The sequence below is a fragment of the Lysinibacillus sp. NPDC058147 genome (genome assembly GCF_042884205.1).
GTDB lineage: Bacteria > Bacillota > Bacilli > Bacillales_A > Planococcaceae > Lysinibacillus.
Window position 1 is genome coordinate 1 of the sequence record NZ_JBHVUJ010000031.1, and the last position, 1,081, is coordinate 1,081.

Here is a 1,081-nt window from a genome sequence, read left to right on the forward strand (position 1 = left end):
CTGTAGTCGGTCCCAAGGGTTGGGCTGTTCGCCCATTAAAGCGGTACGCGAGCTGGGTTCAGAACGTCGTGAGACAGTTCGGTCCCTATCCGTCGCGGGCGCAGGAAATTTGAGAGGAGCTGTCCTTAGTACGAGAGGACCGGGATGGACGCACCGCTGGTGTACCAGTTGTTCTGCCAAGGGCATCGCTGGGTAGCTATGTGCGGACGGGATAAGTGCTGAAAGCATCTAAGCATGAAGCCCCCCTCAAGATGAGATTTCCCATTCCGCAAGGAAGTAAGATCCCTGAAAGATGATCAGGTTGATAGGTCTGAGGTGGAAGTGTGGCGACACATGGAGCTGACAGATACTAATCGATCGAGGACTTAACCAATTTGAATGTATGCTTACTGTTATCTAGTTTTGAGAGAACACTCTCAATGGTTTGGTGGCGATAGCGAAGAGGTCACACCCGTTCCCATGCCGAACACGGAAGTTAAGCTCTTCAGCGCCGATGGTAGTTGGGGGTTTCCCCCTGTGAGAGTAGGACGCCGCCAAGCTATCTTAACCCAGTTTATGATGAACTGGGTTTTTTATATGGAAGATCACATAGATATATAAAGCTAATGCCTTTGAAAGGCATTAGCTTTTTTGTTTACATTGATTTTGCTTTGCTGTTATGATTTTGAAGATTGTTTGATTTTATTGTCTCGAGCATTCTTAAACTGAACACAATCAGCAGCATAAGGAGCATCAGTGCAGTAAACAGCCAGAATGCAGTTTGTGCGGGATATTCATCTAAGCTCCAGCCGACGGCGATCGGAAGGAGTGAACCTCCTAATCCGTTTGAAGCGAGCAGAATACTGGTAGTTGTTTCTGTCTTTCCGGGATAAAAATGATTCGTGATGATTAGGGCTATTGCAAACATGCCTGCCATGAACAGTCCTAAAAAGAAGCAAAGGGCAAAACCGAACCATACGTTTTTACTTAATGCTAATACGGTAAGTGCTGCCAGACCGCCAATGCTTATGAGACGAAGATAACGGTGATATGTCAGCTTTTCTGATACCGGGCCTGTTAATAACCTTCCGATGATCATACC

At 46.6% G+C, this 1,081-nt stretch carries 1 protein-coding gene and 2 rRNA genes; 2 read left to right on the top strand and 1 reads right to left on the bottom strand.

The features are described 5' to 3' along the window. Both ACFVT8_RS24550 and rrf read left to right on the top strand, forming a co-directional pair. Nucleotides 1-373, top strand: a 23S ribosomal RNA gene (locus ACFVT8_RS24550); the annotation flags it as partial. Between the two features lie 50 nt (nucleotides 374-423). Then, nucleotides 424-539 (top strand): 5S ribosomal RNA (gene rrf / locus ACFVT8_RS24555). Between the two features lie 95 nt (nucleotides 540-634). Here the strand turns inward: rrf and ACFVT8_RS24560 are convergent. Further along, a partial coding sequence (locus ACFVT8_RS24560) for an MFS transporter (protein WP_387224340.1) occupies nucleotides 635-1,081 on the bottom strand: 447 nt, incomplete at its 5' end.